The sequence below is a fragment of the Shewanella sp. Sh95 genome (assembly GCF_001308045.1).
Classification (GTDB): Bacteria; Pseudomonadota; Gammaproteobacteria; order Enterobacterales; family Shewanellaceae; genus Shewanella; species Shewanella xiamenensis.
On record NZ_LGYY01000079.1, the window covers coordinates 1 to 380 of the forward strand.

General features: G+C 78.4%; 1 pseudogene. It reads left to right on the forward strand.

The features are described from left to right. Nucleotides 1–380, forward strand: a pseudogene (locus AEA42_RS22575) (hypothetical protein); the annotation flags it as partial.

Consider the following 380-nt stretch of genomic DNA (forward strand, 5'->3'; position numbering starts at 1 on the left):
GGGTCGGCGACGTCGCGACCGCCGACGACGGGCAGAGCGCGACCGCGAGCCTCGACGTCGCGTGGGACGTGCCCTGGACCGACCAGGACTGGACGTACGCCGCGACCGCGCAGCTCGTGCGCGACGAGGACGACGCCGCGCCGCCGTGGGGCGTGCGCTGGGCGCTGCCGCCGCTGGCGCCCGACCTCACCGAGGGTGAGCGGCTCACGGTGCGACGCACCGCGGCCGAGCGCGGCCCGGTGCTGGGGCAGGGCGACGCCATGATCGTCGAGCCGCGCCGGGTGCACCGGGTCGGGATCGACAAGACCCGCGTGGGCGAGGCCGAGCTCGACGGCGCCGCGCGCGGCCTGGCAGCCGCGCTCGAGATGGACCCGGACGCC